This is a genomic window from Citricoccus muralis, from assembly GCF_029637705.1.
Classification (GTDB): Bacteria; Actinomycetota; Actinomycetes; order Actinomycetales; family Micrococcaceae; genus CmP2.
Window position 1 is genome coordinate 2,931,431 of the sequence record NZ_CP121252.1, and the last position, 19,846, is coordinate 2,951,276.

The 19,846-nt window shown below is 65.9% G+C and carries 18 protein-coding genes; 5 read left to right on the forward strand and 13 right to left on the reverse strand.

Going from position 1 to position 19,846, the window contains the following annotated elements; translation table 11 throughout:
• Nucleotides 1-148 precede the first annotated feature (148 nt).
• Entirely contained in the window at nucleotides 149-460 is a 312-nt protein-coding gene (locus tag P8192_RS13485; protein ID WP_278157517.1) for a hypothetical protein, read from the forward strand.
• A gap of 80 nt (nucleotides 461-540) precedes the next feature.
• Here P8192_RS13485 and P8192_RS13490 read toward each other — a convergent pair whose 3' ends face one another.
• The 5 genes from P8192_RS13490 to P8192_RS13510 are packed head-to-tail and all read right to left on the reverse strand — an operon-like array spanning nucleotide 541 to nucleotide 8,443.
• On the reverse strand, nucleotides 541-1,740 hold the full coding sequence (locus P8192_RS13490; RefSeq protein ID WP_278157518.1) for a Wadjet anti-phage system protein JetD domain-containing protein: 1,200 nt from the start codon (nucleotides 1,738-1,740) through the stop codon (nucleotides 541-543).
• Nucleotides 1,737-5,138 carry an ATP-binding protein gene (locus P8192_RS13495; RefSeq protein ID WP_278157519.1) on the reverse strand — a complete coding sequence of 1,134 codons (3,402 nt, stop codon included), beginning with the start codon at nucleotides 5,136-5,138 and terminating at the stop codon, nucleotides 1,737-1,739. Before P8192_RS13495 ends, P8192_RS13490 begins: the two co-directional genes overlap by 4 nt.
• Nucleotides 5,135-5,764, reverse strand: coding sequence for a DUF4194 domain-containing protein (locus P8192_RS13500; protein WP_278157520.1), 630 nt, complete (start codon nucleotides 5,762-5,764; stop codon nucleotides 5,135-5,137). The genes P8192_RS13495 and P8192_RS13500 overlap by 4 nt, the downstream gene beginning before the upstream one ends.
• A gap of 59 nt (nucleotides 5,765-5,823) precedes the next feature.
• The gene (locus P8192_RS13505) at nucleotides 5,824-7,290 is read right to left on the reverse strand and encodes a DUF3375 domain-containing protein (RefSeq protein ID WP_278157521.1); all 1,467 of its coding nucleotides are present in this window, start codon (nucleotides 7,288-7,290) and stop codon (nucleotides 5,824-5,826) included.
• A 1-nt stretch (nucleotide 7,291) separates the two neighbouring features.
• Entirely contained in the window at nucleotides 7,292-8,443 is a 1,152-nt protein-coding gene (locus P8192_RS13510) for a hypothetical protein (RefSeq protein WP_278157522.1), read from the reverse strand.
• A gap of 99 nt (nucleotides 8,444-8,542) precedes the next feature.
• On the opposite strand from P8192_RS13510, the gene P8192_RS13515 reads away from it, so the two are divergent.
• The 4 genes from P8192_RS13515 to P8192_RS13530 all read left to right on the forward strand — a co-directional run bounded on the left by P8192_RS13515 (nucleotide 8,543) and on the right by P8192_RS13530 (nucleotide 12,892).
• Nucleotides 8,543-8,860 (forward strand): metal-sensitive transcriptional regulator, encoded by a 318-nt coding sequence (locus P8192_RS13515; RefSeq protein ID WP_270107013.1) that lies wholly within the window; start codon nucleotides 8,543-8,545, stop codon nucleotides 8,858-8,860.
• A 26-nt stretch (nucleotides 8,861-8,886) separates the two neighbouring features.
• The gene (locus P8192_RS13520) at nucleotides 8,887-9,102 is read left to right on the forward strand and encodes a heavy-metal-associated domain-containing protein (RefSeq protein ID WP_270107012.1); all 216 of its coding nucleotides are present in this window, start codon (nucleotides 8,887-8,889) and stop codon (nucleotides 9,100-9,102) included.
• Between the two features lie 35 nt (nucleotides 9,103-9,137).
• A complete protein-coding gene (locus P8192_RS13525) occupies nucleotides 9,138-11,510 on the forward strand; it encodes a heavy metal translocating P-type ATPase (RefSeq protein ID WP_278157523.1) in 2,373 nt (790 codons plus the stop codon).
• 122 nt (nucleotides 11,511-11,632) lie between these two features.
• Nucleotides 11,633-12,892 carry an alpha-hydroxy acid oxidase gene (locus tag P8192_RS13530; RefSeq protein WP_278157524.1) on the forward strand — a complete coding sequence of 420 codons (1,260 nt, stop codon included), beginning with the start codon at nucleotides 11,633-11,635 and terminating at the stop codon, nucleotides 12,890-12,892.
• 89 nt (nucleotides 12,893-12,981) lie between these two features.
• On the opposite strand, the gene P8192_RS13535 is transcribed toward P8192_RS13530, so the two are convergent.
• The 8 genes from P8192_RS13535 to P8192_RS13570 form a co-directional block, all read right to left on the reverse strand.
• Nucleotides 12,982-13,572: a phosphoribosylanthranilate isomerase gene (locus P8192_RS13535; RefSeq protein ID WP_278157525.1), complete on the reverse strand. Its 591-nt coding sequence runs from the start codon at nucleotides 13,570-13,572 to the stop codon at nucleotides 12,982-12,984.
• Nucleotides 13,573-13,601: 29 nt separating this feature from the next.
• Nucleotides 13,602-14,555, reverse strand: a complete 954-nt coding sequence (locus P8192_RS13540; RefSeq protein WP_278157526.1) for an aldo/keto reductase — start codon at nucleotides 14,553-14,555, stop codon at nucleotides 13,602-13,604.
• Nucleotides 14,556-14,650: 95 nt separating this feature from the next.
• A complete protein-coding gene (locus tag P8192_RS13545) occupies nucleotides 14,651-15,397 on the reverse strand; it encodes a DNA alkylation repair protein (RefSeq protein ID WP_278157527.1) in 747 nt (248 codons plus the stop codon).
• 15 nt (nucleotides 15,398-15,412) lie between these two features.
• A complete protein-coding gene (locus tag P8192_RS13550) occupies nucleotides 15,413-16,051 on the reverse strand; it encodes an energy-coupling factor transporter transmembrane component T family protein (protein ID WP_278157528.1) in 639 nt (212 codons plus the stop codon).
• A gap of 13 nt (nucleotides 16,052-16,064) precedes the next feature.
• Nucleotides 16,065-16,787, reverse strand: coding sequence for an energy-coupling factor ABC transporter ATP-binding protein (locus P8192_RS13555; protein ID WP_278157529.1), 723 nt, complete (start codon nucleotides 16,785-16,787; stop codon nucleotides 16,065-16,067).
• A complete protein-coding gene (locus tag P8192_RS13560; RefSeq protein ID WP_278157530.1) occupies nucleotides 16,784-17,968 on the reverse strand; it encodes a thiolase family protein in 1,185 nt (394 codons plus the stop codon). The genes P8192_RS13555 and P8192_RS13560 overlap by 4 nt, the downstream gene beginning before the upstream one ends.
• Complete coding sequence (locus P8192_RS13565) at nucleotides 17,961-19,166, reverse strand: ANL family adenylate-forming protein (protein ID WP_278157531.1); 1,206 nt, start codon at nucleotides 19,164-19,166, stop codon at nucleotides 17,961-17,963. The genes P8192_RS13560 and P8192_RS13565 overlap by 8 nt, the downstream gene beginning before the upstream one ends.
• A 4-nt stretch (nucleotides 19,167-19,170) precedes the next feature.
• Complete coding sequence (locus tag P8192_RS13570; RefSeq protein ID WP_431521183.1) at nucleotides 19,171-19,803, reverse strand: biotin transporter BioY; 633 nt, start codon at nucleotides 19,801-19,803, stop codon at nucleotides 19,171-19,173.
• Nucleotides 19,804-19,846: the final 43 nt, after the last annotated feature.

A 19,846-nucleotide genomic window follows, 5' to 3' on the forward strand; every position in this document is an offset into this window, starting at 1 on the left:
ACACCGCCTGAACACGAGGGCAAAACTCGCTGGCAATCGTGCCCATCCGTCGTTCAGACTCTGGTCAGACAACGTTGCGATCTGCTTACCCTGGGGGCCTCTTCCGAGGGTGCCGCACCGGCGCCCTCTCGCCCGAGAGGCATACTCCATGTCACGCACGACCTCAGCACTGAAGAAAACTCTGGCCGGCGCCGCCGCATCCGTCGCACTCGTTGCCGGAGGGGTGGCCGTGGCCGCGCCCGCCCAAGCAGGCCCCATCAAGTCGACCTTCGTCACGGTCACAGGTCCCGACACCTGCTACGCCGCAACGACCGCGAAGGTCGCCCAGCTCACATGGCAGAGGCAGGTCGTCGATGTGAAGTACTGGTGCAAGAAGGTCAAGATGCCGCTGTCGGGCGGCGGACATTACTACAAGTACTCGTCCTACATCACTTACCACGATGGCAAGGGGCACAGTTGACCGCACGGCCCCGCCACCCAGGTTCAACGCCGCACCACTTCTTCAGATGACGTCGACCGGTCGGTCGGCGTCATCGCGTGTCAGGCCTCCCGCCCTTCACGAGGCCGGTCACGAACCGAGCTGTGTTCCATTGCATGGTCATAACTGCGCATTAGTTGGGTGAGCGCGGCCTCCCACGGAATGCGCTCTTGCTCCAGGCGCACGTCGCCTTCGTCGCGAATTCGCGCCAACGTTGTTTCCTCCGGGAGGGTGAGCTTCGAAAATCTGCCTCGGTGGGGCTTCGGTTCACCGACCCACATGTCGCGGTGATCCAGCAATGTTTTCTCATCCATCAAGACGGACGTGACATCGAACAAGTGAGATCGCAACTTCGACAGGATCGCGAAACCGTGCGAATCCAAGTCGCCCCAATAGATCACACGCGCTTGTTTCACCCAGGTGATGTGCGAAACAAGGTCGACGGCGTATCCCGAACCATGGATCGCCACCGCACCCGGAAAATCCGGCAGCGACAGCAATGTCTCCAGGTTCTCCACTACGAAGACCACGCTCGGGCTCACCGTGAATCCCCTGACTTCCGAGGCCGGTGCCGTCACGTCTCCCAGACCACCCGGTCTCAGGCTCGGATCGAGGATTCTGAACCGGATCCTCGTCTCGGCGTCAAGAACCGTGATCGCTTCAGAGAATCCGGCGGCATTCAGCAACGATTGCACTAGAACGCGGTGTTCCGTGAACCATTTCGAGTCGACTCCACGAATGGGAAGCTGCCGCGGCCTCATCAAGTTCTGTGGGTGGTCGCGCAGCCACATTGTTGCGCCCAACACCTGCGTGAACGCAGCGTCGCTTAGCGCCAAGATACGATTGCCCCGCTGACTTAGGAGAGGCCTCAGTACCGTTCCAATATCTAAGGCAATGCGGATTTTCTGAGCCCGATCACTCATCCGGCGCCAGCGATGTGCCGCCTCGCCGCCTACGAACTGAGCAACGTCATCCGGAGCACGAAAATGAACGCGCACCGGCACTCGCTGTTGTCCCACCCGAGACCACGAGCGAGATTCCCATTCGACGTGGATACCGCTAACCTGATCCTTCTGCTCCAGCAAGCGCCACCCGGTCGCCCATTCGACCGACACATTTTGATCGAGCAGCACCTGCCGCTCGGTTGGCGGTTTGAGCGCGATCGTCAGCACCGGCTCCATCTGCGGCTCCGCCACCCACTCCGGCATCGACCTGCCGAGTTTGGTTCGTGCGCGGTCACGCGCGGCCTCGACCGTGATCACTCCGCACGCTCCTGATTTTCGTCCGAAGAGTCATCGTCGCCGCGGTCCGCCCACATGATCGTGGACGACAAGGACTTTTGGCGGCTAGGGTTCTCAATCGACGTCGCCCCACCCACATAGGGTTCGATCGTTTGCAACAGCTTCTGCGGAGTGGCCAGCACCATGTGGAAACCGAACTCGACGAAGATGTCCAGCGCCATCCGGGTGTAGCGGGTGTCGGCCTTGTCGAAGGCCTCATCCAAAATGATGGTCCCGTAGCGGGAGATCGCCTCATCCGGGTCGGCCAGCTGGTACCTCAGTGCGGCGGCTAGGCAGAAGATCACCAGTTTCTGTTGCTGACCTCCCGACATGGCGGCGCCCGAATCATAAGTGGCGTGCGCGCGGCCGTTGTCGTCGATTTCCTCGGCCAGGAAGCTCACGTGCAGTCGGGTGTCCAGACACTGGTTCTTCCACACGCGGTCAACGTGTTCGGAGGAGGCGAACCGTCGCATCACCTCGGCCAGAATCCGGTACTTCTGCTCCGAGGTCTCCAGGTCCTCATCACCCCAGTTTCCGCTGGCGATGTCTCGCAGATTCGCCATGAATGCGTTGACCGTTTCGCTGCGCCGCGTCTTGACCTTGAGACGCAAGTATCGATCCTGGTCGAACTGCGAGCGCTGCAGTGAGGCATTGATCGGGGCGACACGGTCTTCCACTTCTCGAGGCGTGGCCAGGATTTCGTTCAGCAGCTCGCCGATGAGATCTCGGGAGCGCTGCTGCAAGAGTTCCTTGAACCGCTCTTCGTGCTCAGGAAGGCCATGCGCTTGGATCTCATCCAGGATGCGCAGATATTCGCCGCGGTCCTCGACACCGGCAGTGAGTTCGGAGGCCACGGAGGCCCAGGTGGCCTTGAACTCGACGGCCAGTCGTGTCACCGATTGCGCCGCGTGGCTGGAGGCAGATTGGGCCCGGCCGTGCTCGGACTGCAAGGTCTCGGCGACCTGCTGGGCCAGGTCGGGCAACGATTCCCGGCGAACACTGCGCTGCAGGGCCCGAAAACGTTTCTCCAGCCGTTCTGCCACCTCCGGATCCACGTCAGCCACCTTGCCGGCACGAATAGCGTCGTTTCGTTGGGTAAGCTGGGCCTGCAACGTGTCGAGCTGTTCGCGCGCGCTGCGCGACGCGTATTCCGCCTCGCGTTGGGCGTCTTCCGCGGCTTTCAGCGCGGCTGCCGCTTCCTTCTCGGCCACCAGGGCCCGTGCCAGGTCACCGTCGGAGTCACTGAGCTCCAGCAACTGCTGGCGCAGTTGCTCCACGGTTTCCGCGGCGGCATCTCGGTCCAGGTCCGACCACGATTGCTGACGCACGCTCGAGAGCAGCCCCTGCCGCCAGTTCTCCTGGTTCACTTTCCGCTGGGCATCGTCGACGATGGCCTCGGCCTCGTCCAGTTCGGCTTGCGCCTCCTTCAGCTCCACGATGAGTGCTTCCAGTTTGGCCTCGGAATCGCCGAGAACCCATTGACTGCGGTCGTCGATACGACGACGGTCATCTTTTTCGTACCGGGTGCGCGACGTTTTCAACTGGCCCTGGACGGTGACGGCACGGTCGTGATGGTCCAGCTCATCCGGGGTCATCACGCAGGCGACATCGAAGCGTTCGGCCAGGGCCCACCGCACCCAGTCGCCGAACCCGGATTCCACCACCGTCACCTTGTTCACCAGGGAGGTCGCGCTGCGCGCCGGTCGGGGTGAAGCCGGCTTGGTAGCAATCTGCTCGTAGACCAGCCGCCCCCGGATCCGGTTGGCGTCCACCCAGGTCCGCACCGTCGCCAGGTGTTCCTGACGCACGAGCATGGTCAGGGCGAAACTGCGCAGAACCCGTTCAATCGCCCCGGTCCACTGCGCCTCCGTTTCTTTCACGGAGATGATCTCGGCGGCGAAGGGCAATGCGCTCTCGCTGATCCCGGTGGCCTGCACCAACTGCTCGCGAATCTGCAGCAGGTACTCCGGCACGGAGGTTCCGGACCGCCGCAGCCCCGCAATTTCAGACTCGATGCCCCGCACCCGGGTCCGCGCCGATGAAAGTCGCTCCTGGTCCTGGTGGCTCGGGCCCTGTTGGAGCCCTGCGGTGTCATCCGACGGTGCGACCTGTGCCTGAAGTTCGGCAAATTCCGCCGCAGTGGTCGGCGCCTGCTCGATGCCCGCTTGTTGCAGCTGTCCGCGCAGAGTCTCCCAGCGATACTCCACGTCGCGGTGCAGACGTTCGGCATGATCCACCCGCTGTTGCAGATGTTCCACTTCGGAGCCGCCCGCATCCTGTGTCATGCGGTGAGCGCGAGCGTGTTCATCCTTAGCCGCGTCCACCGCGCGGCGAGTGCGTTGGTCCTCGGCGTCGAGCTCCACCAGTTCGCGCGCACGAGCTGCGGTATCCGCCGTCAGTAAATCGCGCTCCCAACGCTTCTGGAACGGCCGCAGACTGGCGCTGAGCAGTGAGGTGCGCTGAACATCCTGCTCGGCCTCATCGTATTTTTCTACCGCAATTTTCAGCTGCAGCAACTGGTCCCGCTGGAGGCGCAGTTGCACCACGTGGTCATGGGCATCTTTGAGGTCAACGAACTGCTGGACCGCGGTATCGGCGAGCTCGAATGTGCGCGGGGATTCAAGCATGTAGTCGCGAAACAGTCGGTCCAGGGAATCCAGGCTTTTCGCGGACTGGGTCTTGTGCAGCAGCTGGAGTGCGGCATCGCTGCCCATACCGAAAATGGAGCGCATGCGCGCATAAAACCGGGCGTGGCTCCCGTTGGACGTGACGATCGCATCGGGATGATCCGCTTTGATTTTGCGCGTTTCCAGTCCGCTGCGCGCATAGTTCTGCAGGTCGTTCAGGTCCAGGGCGCTTCGTTCCAGCATGCACACATCGGAGAGGTCCGACGTCGACGTCGAGGAGCCTTTCAGGAAGAACAGCCGCACCAGTGACAGCGGCTTGTCCGTGCCGTTTTCGTAGCGCAGCAGGATGCCCGACCAGGTTGCACCTGGGCGCAGATATTTGCTCACTACCCGGTCGTGTTCGGCGTCCGCGGTGCGCGTCCAGGCGCCGCGTACATAACTGACGAGGCTGCGCTGGTCCGTGCGGCTTCCGGCCGTCTGGGCTGCCACGTTGAAGCGCAACCATTTGTCCGGGGTGAGCACGGCCGCGATCCCGTCCAGCAGCGATGACTTCCCGGATCCCGACGGCCCGGTGATCAGGTGCCCCTGGTAGGCCACCGGGATCCGGTAGATCTGCTCATCGAAGGTGCCCCAGTTGGCCAGCTGTATTTCGGCAAGTCGCCACTGACTTCCGACGTCGGGTCGTTGCGCACCTCGTGCCCGGGATTGCTCCGCGATCATCACCGGATCCAGTGGAAAGAGTGCTTGGGTCATGCGTCATCTACCCTGTTCTGCGGATCTTCGTCGTTGGTGACGTGATCGACGTCTGAGCCTAAGCGTTCGTAGACCTCAATCAACTCCTTGACCCGGTCTTCGTCGATCAAAAATCGCACCATGCGAGAAATCTCGTACCGGCCTTCGCCCGATTTGTGTATCACGCGTAATTTGTTGGTCATCCTGTTCCATGAGCCATTCAAATTGCGCTCAAAGGACAGCTCATCACCGGTACGGTAGATACTCAATCGCTCGTACACGTCCTCTTGCCCCACGATCACCCGTTGTTCCCCCGGAGCCGCGAGCAGCATCTGGCGCAGAACCAACAGCATGGCCGTGTCGAGGAAGGTCAGCCGTTCGCTGCGCACCGCGACCGGAACCTCAATCTCATGCGTGACCACCTTGCGGGTAAACGCGAATTCATCGACCGGGTCCAGCACCAGATCCAGGAACAGCTCGTGCAGACGCGACCGGACCAAGTCCTCATCCGCGATCAGCGCAGCCCAGAGCTGCGGACTCTGCGTGCCAGAAACGTACGGGCCTTTCAAGAGCTCGAGCAGGACACGCCGCGTGCCCAAACCCAAGGAACCGGTATCGCCGTGCCAGAGATGCACCCCCTGGTTCACGCCCAAAGTGCCGTCTGCATCGACTCGATCATGCGAGTCGGCGGCGTGCGAAGTATCCGTCATAGGGTGATGTTCTCCGTGAATCGGTGGCTACGAACCACTGCCGTGCGAATCATGTCATCCACACCGGTCCAGGTGACGCGCTCGTGGTCCTCGTCCATGGTCCCATGCGTTTTCGCCAAGGACATCAACCCCACCACGCTGGCCAGACCCTGCGTGGCCGGGTAGACGTCCAGCACGTCGCCCACCGTCAGGGAATCGACTCCCGGGCTCTTCAGTAACTCGTTGACGTTATCGACCAGTTCGGCGAAGTCGATCTCGGACTCGCGTGCGATCGCCACCAGCTGGTCGAAGTCGACGGCGGTCTCCTCCGATTCGGCGAGCTCTTGTCCGGCGTCGAATTCTTGCGGGTCATGCAGCAGAATCTCCCCCACGGAATGCAGCCGCACGCTGGAGAGTTCCAATCCTATGCCGACGTCGGCATAGGGTTTGAGCACCTGGGACACCGGGGCCGCCTGGGCCAGCGCATCCTTGAGCAGCCCGTTCAGCGCCCGGTCCCGCTGAAACTCGTGCGAATGAACATACCGGCGCAGGCCGCGCGCGAACTCGGTGAGGATGTCTTGAACTTCTCGAGATCCGTCCTTCATCTGCCGCATCAGTGAACGCAGCGCGCGTCGGCTCTGCGTACTCAGGCTCGACGAGAAATCACGGTCCAGGATCGCGGCGATGTCCTCGTCGAATGCGGCTGATTGTTCCGGATCTCGCACCATGGCTGAGAACGCTGAGAAGGTCCGGCCTTCATCCGAGGACTCGATCAGGTCAACGCCGCGGAAGACATCGTCCAGTACTTGAGACTGGCTGTCTTTGGCTTCCAGAATCGACAGTCGCAGTTCGTGGTTGAGCTCCTCGAACCGGGATCGCACGCGGGCGAAATCCGCGGGCAGTCCCTGTGCCTGGCTCAAGATATCGTCCACCCGCTCATGGGAACGACGGCGATCCAGCAGCAGGGACCGGGGATCGCCCCGTCGCACCCGGGCGATCTCGGCGTCGATCCGATCTCGTTCGGCACGCAGGGATTCCAGGCGCCGCGCGCTGTGCGGGTCGGTGTCGATGGCCAGCTGATGCACCGACTGGGCCAGGCTGACCAGACGGGATTCCGTGGCCGTGCGGGGCGGTGTCCTCAGCTGCTCGAGCATCCGCAGCGCATCAAAGCCCGCGGCCGAGAGTTCATAGGTTTCCCCGCGCGAGCCCGAGGCGGGACGACGCACGATAACCTCCGCCCGTCGCCAGTCATCACAATAAGCCCTGGCGGTCCGGTCCGAGAGGTCGAAATGGTCACGCAATTCTTCTAGTTCGGCGTCGATACTTTCATGCAGGTCTTCGGTGTTCACACGCGTCCCGGGCGTACCAAGGTGAGTCTGCAACACGGCGGCCATCACGGGCAACAGGTCGGCCCGTAGCATTTTGAGTGCAGTGTTGGATTCGGTCAGGCGTCGATAGGCCAGAGCCAGACTCAGCGCAGACATCTCACAGCACTTCCTCGAGCTGATCCAGATCCTGCACCAGCGCATCCACGGTGCGGATCAGCACCACCAGCCAGGCGAAGATGATCCCGGCGAAGGCCAGCTCCAGCGCGGTCAGGTTGTAGTACCCCAGGGGCTCCCACAGCACGACCGCCACCACGCCTAGCCCCAGCATCAGGTAGCTCATCGCGTACAGCGCCGCCGGCACCCCGGGCAACCAGATCGGGATGGTGAGTAGCATCAGGATGAACACCACGGCCAGCACTTGAACAAAAGCGGTATGGATGGGGTCGTTCACGTTGATCTGCACCCAGGACAGTCCGATCATGCACACACCGATGATCATCATCCCGCCCTTGAGCACGCGCACATGCGCCCGGCGGCCCCCGGTGGCACGCCGATGCTCCGCCCAGGCGTAGAGGTCCTGGGTGATGAAATTCGCCAGGGTGATCAGCATCATCCCGGAGACGGTGATGGTGGTGTTGAACGTCCAGAAGGAGAGCACTCCGGCCTGCCCGGTGCCCAGCTCCGAGAAAAACGCGTGCCACCAGTAGGGGTTCTCGGCCAGCAGCATCGAGGCGAGCATGCCCGCGCCCATGAACAGGGCAATCAGAATAGACAGTGACGACGTCGACGCCCGGGCCGCAGAGTTGAAACCAAAGTACGAGGCCGCCGCAGAAACCACCGCCAGCATCACCGTCGCCGCAATCGCATCGACTTCGAGACCCTGGAACGCCTGCTGGAACAGTCGAAAAGTACTCAGGGCGGCCAGCGTTGCAATAGCAGCGTGGATGATAACCAGCCCGATGAGGTCGACCATCCACCACACCCAGAGCCGACGGCGCATCCACCCCAGGGTGCCCAACTGCGGTCCGGTGACGATCAGCAACCCGATGAGCGACGAGATGCCTGCTCCGATCGCAGCCGACCAGCCGGCCACGGTGCCCACCGAGAACGTCGCAGACAGCGGAGTGAGCTGACCTCTGAACAGCAGGGTTCCGAGCCCGGCCGCCAGTACGGCCGCGGCGATGGCCACCCAGATCGCCCACGATTCCAGCCGCGAGGAGGATTCGTGGGTGGAGTGCGCCGTGGGCACGGCCCGGTCCGGGCCGCGGTAGCCGGCAATATGCTCGGTCTCGGCAGGCGTTGTCTCCACGCCCCCCATCCTAGAACCTGAAATCCGCCCCACCTCAACCCCTCACTGGTCCGTCACCTGGGCTCGACTTAATACCCCCTAGGGGTATACGATGGCAGCGTGAGCACCACCGAACCCGCCCCACCGCACGGCTACACTCCCGCCAAGGACGCCTACCTGAAGCGCCTGCGCCGCATCGAGGGTCAAGTCCGCGGCATCTCCCGCATGGTCGAGGAGGACCAGTACTGCATCGACGTCCTCACCCAGGTCTCCGCGGCCACGAAAGCGCTGCACGCCGTGAGCCTCGGCCTGCTCGAAGACCACCTGGGTCATTGCGTCACCGAAGCCGCACAGCAGTCCGCCGCCAGCGGTGACGACACCCTTATCGCCGAAAAAATCGCCGAGGCCACCGCCGCCATCGGCCGCCTCGTCCGCTAATTCACCACCGACCGAAGGAACCACCCATGAGCACCAACACCACCATCTCCATGACCGGCCTGACCTGCGGTCACTGCCAGCAGGCCGTCACCCGTGAGCTCTCCGCCCTGAACGGCGTCACCGACGTCGCGGTAGACCTGGTCCCTCATGGGGTCTCCACCGCCACCGTCACCTCGGCATCCCCGCTGAGCCAGGAACAGCTGCGGGACGCCGTCGCCGAAGCCGGCTATACCCTCGCCTGAATTCCCCTACCTTCTGGAAGGTCGGACTTGTCCCGATGAACACCTCGACTCCGACTCCTGACACCAGCCGCCAGCTCACCCTCGACATCACCGGCATGTCCTGCGCTTCGTGCGTCGCCCGCGTCGAGCGCAAGCTCACCGGCCTGCCCGGGGTCGAAGCCACCGTGAACCTGCCCTTGAACCGGGCCTCGGTCACCGCCCCGTCAGACATCGACGACAACGCCCTGATTGCGGCGGTCGGCCGTGCCGGCTACGAAGCGCGCGTCGCCCCCGACCCCCACGCCCGCCACCAGCACGGCGAGCATCACCACCAGCACGGCGAGCATCACCACGAGCACGGTGACCACAGCGAGCACGGTGAGCACGACCCGCACGACCATATGAACCACGGCCCCTCAGCGTCCACGCTGCAACCGCGGCTCATCGTCGCCGCCGCGCTGACCCTCCCACTGTTCATCATCTCGATGTTCCCTGGCGCCCAGTTCCCGCACTGGGCCTGGGTCGCATTGGTCCTGGCCACCCCCGTGACCTTCTGGGCGGCCTGGCCGTTCCACCGCGCCGCCGCCAAAGCAGCCCGCCACCTCTCCTCCACCATGGACACCCTCGTCTCCATCGGCGTCACCGCGGCCTGGCTGTTCTCCACCGTCGAGCTCATCCTCGATCCAGCCATGACCGCCCACGCCGGTGCCCACGCTGACGCCGCCTGGTGGGACATGTCCGCCATGGCGCACCACCAGCTCTACTACGAGACCGCGGCCGTGGTGACCACCTTCCTACTGCTCGGCCGCTGGCTCGAAGACCGCGCCAAAACCCGCGCCGGCGCCGCACTGGACTCCCTACTCAGCCTCGGCGCCCAGACCGCCACGGTGCTGCGCGACGGCGTCGAAACCACCATCCCCGCCTCGGAGCTTCAGGTCGGCGACGAGTTCATCGTCCGCCCTGGCGAAAAAATCGCCACCGACGGCACCGTCGTCTCCGGCCGCTCCCACGTGGACGCTTCCCTGGTCACCGGCGAGTCCCTGCCCGTCGACGTCGCCGTCCACGACGACGTCATCGGTGCCACCATCAACACCTCCGGCCGCCTCGTCGTTCGCGCCACCCGCACCGGCGCCGACACCACCCTGGCGCAAATGGGCCAACTCGTCTCCGATGCCCAGTCCGCCAAGGCCCCCATTGCCCGGCTCGCCGACCGCATCTCCGCGGTTTTCGTGCCCATCGTCCTCGTCATCGCGATCATCACCGTGGTCGCCTGGCTCGCCTTCTCCGGCGACATCCACGCCGCCTTCCGCGCCGGAGTGGCCGTGCTCGTCATCGCCTGCCCGTGCGCCCTTGGCCTCGCCACCCCGGTCGGCCTGCTCGCCGGCACCGGTCGGGCCTCCCAACTCGGCATCCTCATCCGCGGCCCCGAAGTCCTCGAAGACACCCGTTCCGTAGACACCATCGTGCTCGACAAAACCGGCACCGTCACCGAGGGCGTCATGGCGGTCTCCGCAGTGCAGTCCCTGCCCGATTCGCCCGTCGACGACGACGCCCTCCTGGTGCTGGCCGGCGCCGTGGAGTCCTACTCCGAGCACCCGATCGCCCGCGCCATCGCCGACGCCGCACGCGAGCGCACCACCGATACCGCCCTGCCCGAGGTCAGTGATTTCGTCTCCACCGCCGGCGGGGGCGTCATCGGCACCGCCACCCTCAACGGCACCGAGTACCGGGTCGCCGCGGGCCGGTCCACCTTTATCACCGAGCAGCTCACCGCCGGCGACCTCACCCAGGCCCAGCACCAAGCCCTCGCCGACGCCGAGGCTCAGGGCGCCACCGCCGTCTGGGTGAGCATCAATGGCACCCTCGCCGGGATCATCTCCCTGCAGGACACCATCAAGCCCACCTCGGCCACCGCCATCGCCGAATTCCGCGAACTCGGGCTCCGTCCCATCCTGCTCACCGGCGACAACGCTTCCGTCGCCCGCCAAGTCGCCGCCGAGGTGGGCATTCACCCCGACGACGTGTTCGCCGGAGTCCGCCCCGAAGACAAGGTAGCCAAGGTCCGCGAGCTCCAAGAATCCGGGCGCGTGGTGGCCATGGTCGGTGACGGCGTGAACGACGCCCCGGCGCTGGCCCAGGCCGATCTCGGCATCGCCATGGGCTCCGGCACCGATGTGGCCCGCGACGCCGCCGAGATCACCGTGATGGGTTCCTCGCTCACCCAGGTCGCCCAGTCGGTGCGGCTCTCGCGGAAGACCCTCGGGGTGATCAAAACGAACCTGTTCTGGGCGTTCCTCTACAACACCGCCGGCATCCCCGTCGCCGCCCTGGGCTTCCTCAATCCCATGCTGGCCGGCATCGCGATGGCTGCGAGTTCGGTGCTGGTCGTCGCCAACTCCCTGCGGCTCACTCGCTTCGGCCGGGGCTGAGACCCCGTCAATTGCTGAAGGCTGCCTCCAGAACTCACTCCCTGCATCTTGTGGTCTGACCACAGAGTGATATGATGCCAATCACAGTACGGGAGTCCTATGTCTAGGAGGCAGCCTTCACCATGATTCGTCGTCAGATTCCGCAGCCCAAGGAGCTTCTCGAGCTCATGCAGTTCAAGAAGCCGAGCCTGGACTTTACCGGCAACCGCCTGCAGAAGGCACAGTCCATCGCCGACCTGCGCCGCATCGCCAAGCGCCGCACGCCGGCTGCCGCCTTCGATTACACCGATGGCTCCGCCGACCGGGAAATCTCGCTGACCCGCGCCCGCCAGGCCTTCGAAGACATCGAATTCCACCCGAGCATCCTCAACGACGTCTCCCAGCTCGACACCACCACCACGGTGCTCGGCAAGGAGTCAGCCCTGCCTTTCGGCATCGCCCCCACCGGCTTCACCCGCCTCATGCAGACCGAGGGCGAGCTCGCTGGCTCCACCGCCGCCGCTGATGCCGGTATCCCCTTCACCCTCTCGACCCTGGGTACCACCTCTATCGAGGATGTGAGAGCCGCTGCACCCCACGGCCGCAACTGGTTCCAGCTGTACGTGATGCGGGATCGCTCGATTTCGTACGGTCTGGTGGAGCGCGCCCGCGACGCCGGTTACGACACCCTGTTCTTCACCGTGGACACCCCGATTGCCGGCAACCGCATGCGCGATGCCCGCAACGGCTTCTCCATTCCGCCACAGCTCACCTTCAAGACGGTGCTCAACGCCGTGCCGCGCCCGTGGTGGTGGATCGATTTCCTGACGACGCCGACGCTGGAGTTCGCCTCCCTGCAGTCCACCGGCGGCACCGTCGGCCAACTGCTCAACAACGCGATGGACCCGTCGATCAATTTCGGCGATCTCAAGGAGATCCGCGCCCTGTGGCCCGGCAAGATCGTGATCAAGGGCGTGCAGAACGTCGAAGATGCGAAGACCCTGACCGAGATGGGCGTGGACGGCATCCTGCTCTCCAACCACGGCGGACGTCAGCTGGACCAGGCCCCGGTGCCGTTCCATCTGCTGCCTGACGTGGTGCGCGAAGTCGGACAGGACACCGAGGTGATGGTCGACACCGGAATCATGCACGGCTCCGACATCGTGGCGGCCATGGCGCTCGGTGCAAAGTTCACCTTCATCGGCCGCGCCTACCTGTACGGCCTGATGGCCGGCGGCCGGCGCGGCGTGGACCGCACCATCGAGATCCTGCGCGGTGAGATCGAGCGCACCATGAAGCTGTTGCAGGTCGGCTCCGTCGAGGAGCTCGAGCCGCGCCACGTCACCCAGCTACGGTCACTCACCGCGGTCGAACGCCGCATCGGAGAAACCTCCGCGCACTGATCGCCTGCGCCATCAAAGAAAGACAGGAGCGTCTCGCCAGCTGGCGAGCGCTCCTGTCTGCTTTTGTGAGCAGCGTCAGTCGGTCCGGTTCAGCTCCGCGCAGCGGTGACGAAGGCGCGGATCTTCGCGTGATCTTTCGTTCCCCGCTCGGCTTCGACGCCCGAGGACACGTCCACGCCCCAGGGCTGGGCTTCGGCGATGACCTCGGCGACGTTGTCGGGGGCGAGCCCGCCGGCCACCATCCAGTGACCGGTAGGAGCGGTGTCCAGTTGGCTGAGATCCCACCGCGAGCCGGATCCGGGGGTGGCAGAATCCAGCAGCAGCACTTCCTCGCCCAGCGCACCCACCTCCACGGGTCCGTGGCCGATCGAGGCGGCACGCCACACCCGCGGAAGCTCAGCACAGGCCCGGCGCACGTCCTGCTCGGAGTAGCCGTGTAGCTGGACGACGTCGACTCCGGTGAATTGGGCAGCGGCGACGACGTCGTCAATAGTCAGATCGTGCACCACCAGCACGGTGGTCAGTTCCGGGGCGCCGGCGTCGATCAGTTCCCGCGCGCGCTCCTGGGACACGGCGCGCGGACTGGTCTGGGAGAGCACCACGCCCATGGCGTCGGCCCCGGCCTCACGGACCACAGACACATCGTCGAGCGTCTTCAGCCCACAGATCTTGATGAACATGCTCCGAGTGTAAGCCAGGACGCCCGGGGTTAGGCGAAGGGGGCGGAGGCGGCGTCCAGGCGAGACAGCTCGTCGTCGCTGAGCTTCAGGTCCACCGCGACTACCAGGTCCGCCAGCTGTTCGGGGGTACGTGCCGAGACGATCGGGGCGGTGATCCCATGGGCGAGCTGCCAGGCCAGGGCAACGGCGGCGGGCTGCACACCGTGGGTCTCCGCGACGGCGACCAGCTCGGACACCACCGCGAGGCCCTGCTCGTTGAAGTAGCCCTGCACCATGCGGGCCCGGTCAGCGCCCTCGAGGTCGGCTTCGGTGCGGTACTTGCCGGTGAGGAAGCCCGCAGCCAGCGCGAAGTACGGGAACACCGCGAGATCGTGTCGCTCGACAATCGGGCGGTAGTCGGTCTCGAATTCCTGACGGAACACCAGGTTGTACTGAGGCTGCAGCGCGACCGGCTTGGCAAGCCCCTCAGCGTCGGCTACGTCGAGCCAGGCGTTCAGCCGGTCCGGCGAGTAGTTGGACACGGCGACGTGGCGGATCTTCCCGGCGGTGACCAGCTCGTCGAAAACGCGGGCGATGTCCTCAATCGGGGTGACCTCGTCGTCGCGGTGGGCGTAGTAGAGATCCACGTAGTCGGTCTGCAGACGTTCCAGCGAGGCGTCGATGGCACCGCGGATGTACTCCGGGTTCTGGGTCTTGTGATCCGGGTGGTCGCCGACCTTGGTAGCCAGCACGATCTGATCGCGGTTCCCGCGAGCGGCCAGCCACGTGCCGATGATGGTCTCGGATTCGGTGCCGGTATTGCCGGGCACCCAGGCGGGGTAGGACTCGGCGGTGTCGAGGAAATTGCCGCCGGCGGCCACAAAGGCGTCCAGCACGGCGTGGGCGCTGGCCTCATCGGAGGTCCAGCCGAAGGTGTTGGTGCCGAGGTTGATGGGGAAGATCGAGAGATCGGTGCCGGGAATCTGTACGCGTGCGGTCGTCAAAACGTTCCTCCAGAATCGGGAACCGGCCGGCGGATGCCAGCCGTGAGGTTCATTCACGGCAACACCGGCGACGGTGCTTCTATTTCCGGGGTGCCCTACGGCTGCCGACGGACCATTTCGGTGATCCACTCGGGCGCGTAGGGCGAGGTGCAGTTGGGCGGCGTCGGGTAGTCCTTCAGCACCTCGAGCTGCTCGCCGATGGCCAGCGCCCGGTCACGCAGGGGTTCGTGGTGGATGCCGATCATGGCCAGCGTGGTGTTCATCTCCCACTGCGGACGCTCCTCGACGTCAGCCATGTCTGACTCGATGGTGTCGAGCAGACCCGGCAGATCGAGGCGGTCCGGGTGCTTCACCACGGTGTCGGCGGTGAGCGCCCAGCCGGCGGCGTAGATCTCCGGGTCTCCGGGCTCAGCCAGCCAGCGGGTGCGCAGTTCTTCAATATGTCCGGATTTCAGCACCAAGTAGCCGATCAGCCAGGCAGTGGTTTTCGCGGCACGAGACTCCCGGAGCATACGGTCGAAGTCCTCAGCGGTGAAGTCCCGGGGCCGCACGATCAGCAGGGTCACCAGCCGCAGCGGTGTCTCCCCGGTGTCCCACAGCGCGACGCCGACGTCGTGCACTGCGGCTGTCGCTGCCTTGGTATGTCCGCCCGCACTCGTCACGTGCTGCTTGACCTGGGCTTTCAGGTTCTTCGCGACGGCGCGCAACTTGGTCAGATTCACGCCGTGGTCGTCCCCGTGCCGCTCGTTGACGGCACGGATTTTCGGGTCTTCCAGTGCGGCGAGCTCGTCGCGGGTCTGGGTGACGAATTGATCAATCGATGCGGCGGTGAGATCGGCCATGGTTTCACTGTAGGCTCAGTCGAGCCCGCGGGCCACCAGGGCGTCTCCGACGTCGTCGGCGTGTTTGAGGGTGAGCACCAGCACGGGCACCACCCAGGCGCTGCCGAACCGCCACACCGAGAGCTTCACCCCGCGGGAGCGCTGCGCCAGGCGCACCTGGGAGATGACCGCGGAGAGGTGGCCCACCGAGGTGATGGCCAGCGCCAGCGCCAACCCGATTTTCTCCGGCACGTGTGGACCCAGACCGACGCGGCGCGCCCCGGGAATCCGAGTGAGCGGGGTGAGCAGGCGCACCACCGTCTCGACCATCACCGACACCCGGGTGGTGTGGGTGAGCAGCCCGGCCAGCAGCACCAGTCCGATCACCCGCGAGGTGTTGGCCGCGGCATGCACGACGTCGAGAAAGATCAGCTGGGTGACCAGCAGGAACGCCAGCAAAAACACGAGCTGACGCAGGTTCAGCCACAATTGCCGCAGCGGAATCCGGGCGATGAGGTAGCCGAGCACCGGCAGCGCCAGACAGACACCGGCGGTCCACCAGGTGATCGGCAGCAAGGAGACGGCGACGGCGATCAGCGCCAGCGCCAGGAGTTTGGCGCCGGCCGGTGCTCGGTGCAGGATCGAGTCTCCGTCGAGGTACAGCGACAGGTTCATCGGACGGCTCGGTTCATCGGGCGAGCACCTGCTCATAGGCGGCGATGACGTCCTCCGCAGCGCCCTGGGCGGCGAGCACGCCGTCGTCGATGAGCACCGCCTCCTCGCAGCGGCGGGCGAGATCGAGGTCGTGGGTGACCAGCAGCAACTGCGGCGACTGGTCCAGCAGCCGGGCGGTGACCAGGCGGGCGTGGCGGGCGTCGAGCAGGCTGGTGGGCTCATCGGCGATCACCAGGGAGGGCTCGCCCACCCACACCGAGCACAGGGCCAGGCGCTGGAGCTGCCCGGAGGACAGGGTGAGGCAGGGCCGGTCGGCAAGGTCGGTGAGTTCGTGCTCGGCCAGGGCAGTGTTGACGCGCTCGGTGATCTCGGCGCGCGAAAGGCCCCGGCCGCGCAAGGTCAGGGCGACATCCTCGCGCACGGTGGGCATGATGACCTGGGCGGCGGGAGAGGCGAAAATGAATCCGACGGCGCGGCGCAGCTGTTTGGCTTGGCGCACGGTGTCGATGTCATGCACGCGGATGCTGCCCGACGTCGGTTTCTGCAGCCCGCCGATGGCTCGGGCGAGCGTGGATTTGCCGGAGCCATTCTCGCCAATCACCGCGGTGGTGCGGGCGGTGAGCCGGGTGGTGATCCCGTGCAGCAGCTCCGTGGTGCCGGTGGCGCGGGAACCAGATGAACTGGATGGTGCCGTGGGGTCGTCGACGGCGACGGTGAGCTGGTCGATCTCGATCATGCAGGTTCTCCTGGGGTGGGGTCGTCGCGACGTTCCACTAGCAGGGCCGCGCCCATGCCCCCACCGATGGCGCAGGCGGCGAGACCGAGGGTGCCCGGGGCGGCGTCGGCAAGCCGGTCCAGCAGCTGCACCACAGCGACCGCACCGGAGGCACCCCAGGGGTGGCCGAGCGCGAGTGCGCCGCCCTGGGCGTTGACCCGGGGGTCAATCTCGTCTGGGTCAGCAGGGGCGGCGAGGTGAGTGGAACCAGCCAAACCGAGCTCGTCGAGACAGGCCAGCGTCTGGGCGGCGTAGGCTTCGACGATGTCGATGGCGCCTACCTCGTCGAGCCGCCGACCCGCCGAGTCGAGCACCGCACGCACGGCTGCGACGGCAGCGATACCGGGGAGTGCTGTTCCGGCACCGGTGAGTTGGCTGGCCAGCACGCGCACGCCAGGACCGGGCCCAGCAGTTCCGGCGAGCGTTGCGGCGTCGCGCTCGGGCAATACCAGCAGCGCGGCAGCACCGTCGGCAATGCGGGCGGTGTTGCCGGGGGTCACCGTGTGGTCGGGGGCCGCACCGAAAATCGGGGCGAACCGGCCCAGGGTCTGCGCGGTGAGGCCCCGCGGTCCGTCGTCGTGAATCTGTTCACCGCCCACCACTGCACGGGCGGCGAGGGAAGCTCGGGCGAGCCGATGACTGCGCGCGGCAAAACGGTCCTGGCGCTCCCGAGAGATCCCGCACACCCGCGCCAGCTCATCAGCGGCCTCGGTCATGTCCGGGTCGGGGAACCCCTCGGGCGCGAAACGGGCCTGGGTGATCTCGCGGTCGGTAGCGACGTCGATACGCTGCGGCGCCGTGGACGGACTCTCCGCGCCGCCGGCGATCACCGCGGATCCGGTGCGCTGCACGTGCTCGATCCCCTGCTGCAGCGCCAGCAACCCGGAGCCGCATTGCGCGTCCACACCCCATCCGACGACCGTCTCGCCACAGCCGGCACCCAGAGCGGTGAGCCGCCCCAGATTGCCGCCAGGACCGGTGCAGTTGCCCATCACCACCGCGCTCGGGGTCACTCCCGTCGCCTCCATCAGCTCACGCACGACGGCGGAGCCCAGCTGGTCGGCCCGCAGTCCGGCCTGGGCACGGGATCGACCGGTGATCGCGGTGCGCCGACCGGCCACGATCACGACGTCGTCACGCATCGACGCCTCCGTCAATCTCTCCGGTCCCCTCGGTCCTCACCCGCAGCACCTTACCGGAGGCGGTGCGGGGCAGCGCGTCCACCAGCTGCCAGCGGCGCGGTCGCTGCGCCGGGGTGAGATGTTCACGGGCGAACGCCCTGATGTCGCGCAACACCTCAGCCCGCACTCCACCACGCCATTGGATCCGCGCGCACACCCGCTGCCCCAACACCGCATCGTCCTCGCCGTACACCAGCGCCGCGTCCACGTCCGGGTGCTGCTCCAACACCGCTTCCACGTCCTCCGGCACCACAGTGGCCCCGGCGGTCAGCATCGCGCCGTCGCTGCGCCCCTGTGGCACCAACGCACCGTCGTCACTCCAGCGCACCCGGTCCCCCACACTTGCCCAGCCCTGCGCATCAGCAATCGGCACAGCACCGTCCGGGGTCACTCGCACCAGGGCACACTGTTGGCTGCGCACCCAGAGCACCCCGTCACGATCCTCGAGCTCGACGCCGGGCCACGCGCGCAGTCCGGAGCCCTGGTCCACGGCCACCAGCGACAGCTCGGCCGCCCCGTAGTATGACACCACGCTCAGCCCGCACCGTTCGGCCCTCGCCCGCAGTTCCGGCGCCAGTCGCGCCCCGCCCACGAGCGCGGCGCGCAACGTTGAACGCCACGTCGTACTTTCCGTGTCTAGCCCCATCGAACCCGCTTCCAACAGCTCCACGATGTCGCCCAGCTGCAGCGGCGTACAGTGCACGACGGCGGGACCCACCAGGTCCTCGGCGCGCACCCGATGCCGCCCCGGTACCGCGATTTCGAGCCCCGAGTGGTGGGCATGTGCTGCCGCGAACAGCGCCATTGACGACACCGGGTGCACCGGAATGAGCAGGGTGTCACCCGCCGCCACCCCGAGCAACCGACTCAGCGGCTCAAACGCCACCTCCCACGACGCCGCACTGCGCAGCACCACCTTCGGCGCCGCCGTCGACCCCGAGGTGAAGCTTGCCCACGCCACCGCCGCGTTGTGCCCAGCCGTATCCGGCATCCGTTCCAGCCCGGCCCGCACCTGCGCCACCACCGATTCCCAGTGCGCATCACTCCAGCGTTCGTCGCCCACGAGCGGCACCCCGCCGTCGTCACGCACGCGCAACGCTTCGCGCAGCACCGCACCGTGATCAGCCCCGCGCAGCGGCACCAGCTCCAGAGAGCTCACCGGCTTATGCCCGGCCGAACGCCCGCGGGTACGCCCGCCACAGCGCCATCGTCACCACCGCGGCCAGCACCACCTTGATCAGATCACCGGGTAGGAACGCCAGCGACGTCAGCGCGGTCTCCCACATTCCCAGCCCGGTGACCAGCGCCTGCGCCGGAATCCCGAAGGCGTAAATCACGAGAATTCCGCCGACCACACATCCCACAATCGTGGTCAGCCACGTCGGCCGCACCGCCGATGACCGACGCGCTCCGTGCACTATCAGCCCAATGACGATCGCCCCGGCGATCCACCCGATCAGGTACCCCACTGAGGGCCCCAGAAATACGCCGAGACCACCGCGGCCCCCGGAGAGCACCGGCAGCCCCACGGCCACCAGACCCAGCAACAGCATCACCGCACCGGCTCCACGCCACGGACCCAGCACCGCACCGGCCAACATCACCCCAAGGGTCTGGGCGGTGATCGGTACCAACCCGGGCACGGGAATGGTCCCCATCAGCCCCAGCGCGGCGATCAGAGCAGCAAATACCGCCACCTGCGCCACCGCCCGACCCGCGCCCGCCGTCGCGTCAGCAGTCGTGTCAGCAGTCGAGTCAGCAGTCGTCTCCGGTACCTGCGGTGTCGACGTCATCAGTGCTCCTCGTGAAGTGAAAAGAGTGAAGTGAAACGAGTGAATA